Raw genomic sequence first — 7,378 nt, forward strand, 5'->3', positions numbered from 1 at the left:
AATTACCAATATAGAGTTGTGTATTGGGCGGCCACTCCCGTGATTGGACGAGTGACAGCCTGTCTGGTGTACTCGGCGGTTCCCGGGGGCGGTCGGAGGAGCCACCAGCCATGACCGACACACCATCGGACTACCGACCGGACGTATCGAACGCCGACCAAGCCTCGGTCACCTCGACCCACAAGGACCGGGCGAGTCGAGGAGCACGACCGAGGATCGATGGCGACCGACCGACGCGCTCCGCACCCGCGCGGGGCAGACACCATCGCGTCGCCATCAGGAGGACCGATCAATGGCGACAATAAAAGGGACAGTCACCGACGCCAGCGGGACCGGCATCCAAGACGCCACCGTCACCATCACCGAATCCGGATCCGACACGCTCGAAGGCGAAACGACGACCGACGCGAGCGGCGAGTACAGCGCCAACGTGGCAGCCGACACCTACGACGTGCGAGCGAGCAAGTTCGGCTACGAGCCGGTCGAGAAACCCAGTCTCGTCGTCAACTCCGGAGCCACTGTGACCGTAGACCTGTCGACGAGTCGTGTCGAGTACAAGATCCGCGGGCAGTTCACCAACACCTACGGTATCGGCGTCTTGGGGCGTAACACCGCCGCCAGCGGCCTGCCCATCGGCGTGCTGGGGGCCGCCCCGAACGCCAGCGACGGCTACGGACTGGCGACGCCCGACGACACCCTCGTCGAAGGCGACCTTGACGCCACCAGCGGCCACACGTTAACCGTCGCTGGGGACCGAGTTATGCGGCTGGCACCGGCGGGAACGGACACGAACGACAGCGGCGTCACCTACGGTATCGGTGGCAGCGTGGTCGGCGGGTACGTCGGTAACGACGTGAACGGGACACTCGGGGCGATGATCGGCGGGGGCGGCGGGGCCACGACGAAGGATTCGTCGGGAAGGGTGCTCGCGGGGCCCAACGAAGTGACCGACCGCTTCGGCACAGTCGGAGGGGGGTCGAACAACCGGGCCGGCAACGCCCAATCGGGCACCGAAGACGCCATGTACGCGACCGTCAGCGGGGGCAACACAAATACCGCCAGCCACCGGGGCGCGACCGTTGCCGGGGGCGTGGGCAACACCGCTAGCGGCGGCGACGCGACCGTCAGCGGCGGAACCCGGAACACCGCAAGCGCTAATTCGGCGACCGTCGCTGGGGGATTAAATAACACCGCAAGCGCTAACTCGGCGACTGTCGCCGGGGGGTTAAATAACACTGCAAGCGCTAACTCGGCGACCGTCGCCGGGGGAAATCAGAACACCGCAAGCGATAACTTGGCGACCGTCGGCGGGGGCTTAAATAACATCACCAGCGGTTCCCAGTCGACCGTCGCCGGGGGATTCAGCAACACCGCAAGCGGTCGGCAGTCGACCGTCGGAGGGGGTTACTTTAACGATGCTCGTGGTACAAATAGCACGGTGGGCGGTGGTGGAGCCAACCGCACCGGCAAGTCGGGAACGTCGAAAGGGGAGTTCGCGACAGTCCCGGGTGGGCAAAATGCTGTCGCCAGAGAGAACTACTCGTTCGCCGCCGGCCGGCAGGCCGAGGCGTTCGCCCAGGGGGCGTTCGTCTGGGGGGACAGCAGTACCGATACCGTCCAGTCCCTGACCGACGACGAGGTCGTCTTCCAGGCCGGCGGCGGGGCCGTCGTCTGGACCACCAGTGACTTCAGCAGCGGCGTCGAACTCGCCCCGGGGGACAGCTCTTGGAGTTCGGTCAGTTCTCGCTCCGCCAAGTCCGCGATCCAGCCGGTTGACCCCGGAGAGGTGCTGGCCGGCGTTGAGGCCCTCGAGGTCAGTACCTGGGAGTACGACACCCGAGAGGGGGTCACCCACATGGGCCCAATGGCCGCGGACTTCGAAGAGGCGTTCGGTCTGGGAGGGGATCCCGAGCGGATCAGCACTGTCGACGCCGACGGCGTGCTGTTCGCCGCCCTCCAGGGGTTGTCGGACAAACTCGACGAGAAACAGGAGCGGATTGACGACCTCGAAGACGAAAGCGAACGCAAGAATGACCGGATCGACACGCTGGAGGAGGAGAACGAGCGACTTCACGACCGCCTCGCCACGGTCGAAGACCACCTTGGCCTCACTGGGACCACCGACCGCGCGCCTGAAGACGACTAACTGCTGGATCCACGCTCTGTATCGGTCACGCCATTCATCTCAGCTCCTACTGATTTCAATAGGGCCGTTACAGTACTGCTCGTTGCTGCTGACGCAATGGGGTCTCGAAAGCCCCAGTTGCTCGTTTCTAATTCAGTACCGGCACGGCAACCACCTCCAGAGCCACGGTAGCGAGGGCGGCGCACGCTCGCCGCGCACTTCGGTCGTCTGCGTCGCTCACTCTCCCCGAGCCGCTTCGGAAGGCCCTTTTAACTCCCCCGACGAACGGACGGTATGTTCAGGCAGTTCCGGTCGGAGGTGGCCGACGCGCTCGGCGACGCCCTCGCCTCGCTCGACCTCCCGACCGACGACCTCGGCATCGAACGCCCGCCCGACGACATGGACGCGACGCTCGCCTCCAGCGTCGCCTTCCGGCTCGCGGGCGAGGTCGGCGACGCGCCGCCGAACGTCGCGGGCGAGGTCGCCGCCGCGGTCGACATCGCCGGCTACGACTACCTCGATTCGGTCGACACCGCCGGCCCGTACGTCAACTTCCACGCCGGCGAGCGCTACCTCGTCGACGCGCTCGACGCGGCCGCCGCCGACGCCGGCTACGGCGCGCTCCCCGACCGGGACACGTCGGTCGTCGTCGAACACACCAGCGCGAACCCGACCGGGCCGGTCCACGTCGGCCGCGCCCGCAACCCGATCGTCGGCGACGCGGTCGCGAACCTCATGGAGTACGCCGGCTACGACGTCGACCGCCACTACTACGTCAACGACGCGGGCCGGCAGATGGCCGTGTTCACGTGGGCGTACGAGCGGTTCGACGAGTCGGACCTCGACGCCGAGCCCGCCCGCGACCGCGCCGAGTACGACCTCGTCCGCTACTACCGGAAGGGGAACGCCTTCTTAGAGGAGGCCGAGCCCGCCGCGGTCGACGCCGCGGAGAAGGAAATCTCCGGGATCCTCCAGGGGCTCGAAGACGGCGACGAGGAGACGTACGAGCGCGTCGGCGAGGTCGTCGACACCGTGCTCGGCGGGATGAAGGAGTGCCTCGCGCGGCTCCCGGCGGAGTTCGACGAGTTCGTCAAGGAGACGCGGTTCATGCGCGACGGCTCCACCGACGACATCGCCGCGCGGCTCAAAGAGACCGAGCAGGCCGTCTACGAGGAGGACGCCTGGCAGTTAGAGCTCGACGAGTGGGGGATCGAGAAGAACCTCGTCTTCCTTCGCTCGGACGACACCAGCCTCTACACCACCCGCGACCTGGCCCACCACGAGTGGAAGTTCGACAACTACGACCGCGCCGTCACCGTCCTCGGCGAGGACCACAAGCTGCAGGCCGACCAGCTCGACGCGACCTTGGAGCTGCTCGGCAACGACGCCGACCGGCTCGGCCACGTCATCTACTCGTACGTCAACCTCCCGGACGGGAAGATGTCCACTCGCCGCGGGACCGGCGTGATGCTCGACGACCTGCTCGACGAGGCCATCGACCGCGCCCGCGAGGCGGTCGAGTCCCGGATGGACGACCGCATCCGCGACGACGACCTCACCGACGAGGACGTCGAGCGCATCGCCCACCAGGTCGGGATCGGCGCGGTCCGGTACGACATCGTCTCGAAGCAGCCCGCGAAGGCGATCACCTTCGAGTGGGAGGACGCGCTCGACTTCGAGGCGCAGTCGGCCCCGTTCGTCCAGTACGTCCACGCGCGCTGCGCCGGCATCCTCGCCGAGGCCGCGGCCGAAGGCGTCGACGTGCCGGGCGTGACGGCCGACTCCGGAGGAGTCGTCGACACGGACGCGCTCGACGTCGACGCGAGCGCGCTGGAGACCGACGCGGCCCGCGAGCTCCTCCGCGAGGTCGCCCGCTTCCCCGCCGTCATCGAGGAGGCGGCCGACGACCTGGAGCCGCACACGGTCGCCACGTTCACGCGCGAGTTCGCCGACGCGTACAACGCCTTCTACCGTGAGTGCCCGGTCGTGACAGCCGAGGACGACGAGCTCCGGGCCGCCCGCGTCGCGCTCGTCGCGGCCGCGAAACACACGATGGCGAACGCGCTCGACGTGCTCGGGGTCGAAGCGCCCGAGTCGATGTAGGATCGGGGCGAGTGGATCGGTCGTTCGGTTCTTTTTGATCGAAGTGGTGTCGTCGTTGGTGCGGTGAACACTTCCGAAGCCCCAGTCGCTCGCTTATAAACGATTACCGATAGATCGGCGACAAAGACCGCCAAAGCCCCAGCCGCGAGACGCACGGACGCTCGCTGTGCTCCTCGTCACTCGCTCCGCTCGTTCCTGCGGTGCTTACTTCGCCTCCATGCGTCTCGCGACTGCCCCTTTGAGTCCTCCTCGACTGCAACCGCCCCGCTCCTCACGCCTCCCCAGCCTCGTCGGCGCGGCGCTTGTGAGCGCCGCGCCGACTCCCTCGCACGCGCTCTTCGCGGCCGCCGATGGCGGCCGCTCCGAGGCGCGCGCCACCGCACATCATTTATAAATAATACCGGCGCCGACGGCCCGTGCGACTCGATACCGCCGCTCTAGCGGGAAGGTCAAAGCTTACTTACACGCACGCCGCCGTAGTTCGGGTAATGAGTAGCGACGCCCAAGCGGCGAGCGAGGACCGACGGAAGTACGAGTTCCGGAAGGTCATCGAGGAGCTCAAGGACTTCGAGGGCTCCGGCACGCAGCTCGTCACTATCTACATCCCCGAAGACCGGCAGATCTCCGACGTGGTCGCCCACGTCACCCAGGAACACAGCGAGGCGTCCAACATCAAGTCCAAGCAGACCCGGACCGCCGTGCAGGACGCGCTCACCTCGATCAAGGACCGCCTCCGCTACTACGACACCTACCCGCCCGAGAACGGGATCGTGATCTTCTCGGGGGCGATCGACGCGGGCGGCGGCCAGACCGACATGGTCACCCGGACGCTGGAGTCGCCGCCACAGCCCGTCGAGTCGTTCCGCTACCACTGCGACTCCGAGTTCCTCACCGAGCCGCTCGAACACATGCTGGAGGACTCCGGGCTGTTCGGGCTCATCGTCCTCGACCGCCGCGAGGCCAACGTCGGCTGGCTGAAGGGCAAGCGGATCGAGCCCGTCAAGTCCGCCTCCTCGCTCGTCCCCGGCAAACAGCGGAAAGGGGGGCAATCCGCCCAGCGGTTCGCCCGCCTCCGGCTCGAAGCGATCGACAACTTCTATCAGGAGGTCGCGGGGATGGCCAACGACCTGTTCGTCGACAAGCGCCACGAGCTCGACGGAATCCTCGTCGGCGGCCCCTCGCCGACGAAAGACGAGTTCCTCGACGGCGACTACCTCCACCACGAGCTCCGGGACAAGGTGCTCGGCAAGTTCGACGTGGCGTACACCGACGAGTCGGGGCTGAAGGACCTCGTCGACAACGCCAGCGAGGCGCTCGCCGATCAGGAGATCGTCGAGGACAAACGCCACATGGAGGAGTTCTTCGAGAAGCTCCACACCGGCGAGGAGGCGACCTACGGGTTCGAACAGACCCGTCGCAACCTGATCATGGGCTCGGTCGACCGGCTGCTCATCTCCGAGGACCTCCGCTCCGACGTCGTCGTCTACGAGTGCTCGAACGGCCACGAGGAGTACGAGGTGGTCGACTCGCGGCACTCCACCCCCGAGCACGAGTGCTCCGAGTGCGGCGAGCCGGCCGAGGTCGACGAGCGCGACGACGTCATCGAACACCTGATGAACATCGCCGAGCAGCGCGGGACGGACACGAAGTTCATCTCGACGGACTTCGAGAAGGGCGAACAGCTGATGGACGCCTTCGGCGGCATCGCGGGCATTCTGCGGTACTCCACGGGAGTGTAAGCTCGCGGGCGCGGAACGGACGCCGCGACGACGCTTTCTTCAGTCCGACTCGACCGGCGCCATCGCGACTTCGAGGCACGCGCAGGCGTCGGTCTCGGGGTCGAAGCAGTCGGGGCACTCCGGCTGGCGGTCGATGATCGTGTCCAGCCGCTCGGCGACGGTGTCGTCGATGACGGCCTCCAACTCGTGGGCCTCCGCGCGGAACTCCTCGACGCCGAGCACGTTCGCGAGGAAGCGCTCGATGATGCAGTAGGTCTGGAGCGCGTCCCGCGCTCGGAGGATCCCGTCGTCGGTGAGCTGAACTCCCTTGTACTTCTCGTGCTCGGCGAGTCCGCGTTCCTCCAGCTTCCCGATCATCTCGTTCGCGCTCGCCGGACTCACGTCGAGCGCGTCGGCTATCGAGCCCGTCGAGGCGGGGCCGTCTTCCTGTTTCTGTACGACGTATATTGTCTTGAGATACTGGTCTGCGGTGTTCACGGCTCTCCTCCGTCGGGGATCGTCGTCGGTTCGATACGCCGGTTCATCGTCGCTCCATGACCTCCGTGACCTCGCTGACGCCCTCGGCCTCCTCTTCTCGGATCGTCCGCAGCGTCCGCAAGAGGCGATCCCGGTCGATCGTGAACTCGGCGTCCGACGCCTCGATCGCCTCGATGAGGTCGTCGTAGAACTTGTACGCCGTCTCCTCGTTGCACAGCTGATCGTACAGGATCCCGTCGAAGTCCTCGGGCTTGGTCCGCCCGTAGCGGGCGTCGACGAGCGATTCGATCTCGTCGAACGGCACGCTGTCGACCCCGAGTCCGGCGATAAGCGACTCCAACCGTTCGCGGTGGTCGGCGGACTCCTCGGCCGCGTCCGCGAGCAGCGCCTCGATCTCGTCGTCGAGATCGGCGTCGACGCCCCGGTAGTGGTGGTGCGCCCGCGCCTCGACCACCTCCTCCAACACGATCCCGATCTGTAACAGCCGGGCGAGCTGGTCGTCGGAGGCGATCCGCTGGCTCACGCTCACGGCCACCACCCGTCACCACTCGATACGCCCGTTCGCATACACTTGCATTCGGGCGCAGGCCGACTTAAGATGTTCCCCTGTAGCCGGCCTCGTGTTCAGATAAGCTGATTCCATGCGAACGCGAACGATCTCAGCCACTCGTCAGCAGTTTCTGCTTCGGCGTTGCTGAAACAGTTTGAAAAGCTGGTAGTCCTGCGTTTTATCTCACGAAAGACACGTTCGACGCTGTTCCGATTTCCATGTCGTTCGTATCTGAAATCGAGGCCATGTTTTTCACATGCCCGGTGAAGTGGAACCGCACCATCAACGAGAAAGATCGCGTCATCCACGTCGTGTTTTTCGCGGAGTTCCGCGAAAAACTGATCTGCGATCACGTTCGTTCTTGTCGGTTCAAGCTTTGCGCGG

The 7,378-nt window shown here is 66.0% G+C and carries 5 protein-coding genes and 1 pseudogene; 3 read left to right on the forward strand and 3 right to left on the reverse strand.

Annotation, left to right across the window (positions count from 1 at the left end; translation table 11 throughout):
• Window positions 1–292: 292 nt before the first annotated feature.
• The 3 genes from DJ81_RS09370 (at window position 293) to prf1 (ending at window position 5,967) form a co-directional block, all read left to right on the forward strand.
• Window positions 293–2,146, forward strand: coding sequence for a carboxypeptidase regulatory-like domain-containing protein (locus DJ81_RS09370; protein WP_094589426.1), 1,854 nt, complete (start codon window positions 293–295; stop codon window positions 2,144–2,146).
• Window positions 2,147–2,419: 273 nt separating this feature from the next.
• Window positions 2,420–4,228, forward strand: a complete 1,809-nt coding sequence (argS, locus tag DJ81_RS09375; protein WP_094589428.1) for an arginine--tRNA ligase — start codon at window positions 2,420–2,422, stop codon at window positions 4,226–4,228.
• Between the two features lie 488 nt (window positions 4,229–4,716).
• Entirely contained in the window at window positions 4,717–5,967 is a 1,251-nt protein-coding gene (gene prf1, locus DJ81_RS09380) for a peptide chain release factor aRF-1 (RefSeq protein ID WP_094589429.1), read from the forward strand.
• A gap of 39 nt (window positions 5,968–6,006) precedes the next feature.
• Here prf1 and DJ81_RS09385 read toward each other — a convergent pair whose 3' ends face one another.
• The 3 genes and pseudogenes from DJ81_RS09385 to DJ81_RS09395 form a co-directional block, all read right to left on the reverse strand.
• Window positions 6,007–6,444, reverse strand: a complete 438-nt coding sequence (locus tag DJ81_RS09385) for a metal-dependent transcriptional regulator (protein ID WP_094525468.1) — start codon at window positions 6,442–6,444, stop codon at window positions 6,007–6,009.
• 43 nt (window positions 6,445–6,487) lie between these two features.
• Window positions 6,488–6,973 carry a rubrerythrin gene (locus DJ81_RS09390; RefSeq protein WP_094525472.1) on the reverse strand — a complete coding sequence of 162 codons (486 nt, stop codon included), beginning with the start codon at window positions 6,971–6,973 and terminating at the stop codon, window positions 6,488–6,490.
• Between the two features lie 95 nt (window positions 6,974–7,068).
• Window positions 7,069–7,378, reverse strand: a pseudogene (locus tag DJ81_RS09395) (IS6 family transposase); the annotation flags it as partial.

This window comes from Halorubrum sp. Hd13 (assembly GCF_002252755.1).
In the GTDB taxonomy this organism is placed as follows: domain Archaea; phylum Halobacteriota; class Halobacteria; order Halobacteriales; family Haloferacaceae; genus Halorubrum.

Excerpts from the sequence above, each read along its gene's own strand:
- prf1 (WP_094589429.1), top strand. The coding sequence starts at position 4,717 with ATGAGTAGCGACGCCCAAGCGGCGAGCGAGGACCGACGGAAGTACGAG.
- argS (WP_094589428.1), top strand. The coding sequence starts at position 2,420 with ATGTTCAGGCAGTTCCGGTCGGAGGTGGCCGACGCGCTCGGCGACGCC.
- DJ81_RS09370 (WP_094589426.1), top strand. The coding sequence starts at position 293 with ATGGCGACAATAAAAGGGACAGTCACCGACGCCAGCGGGACCGGCATC.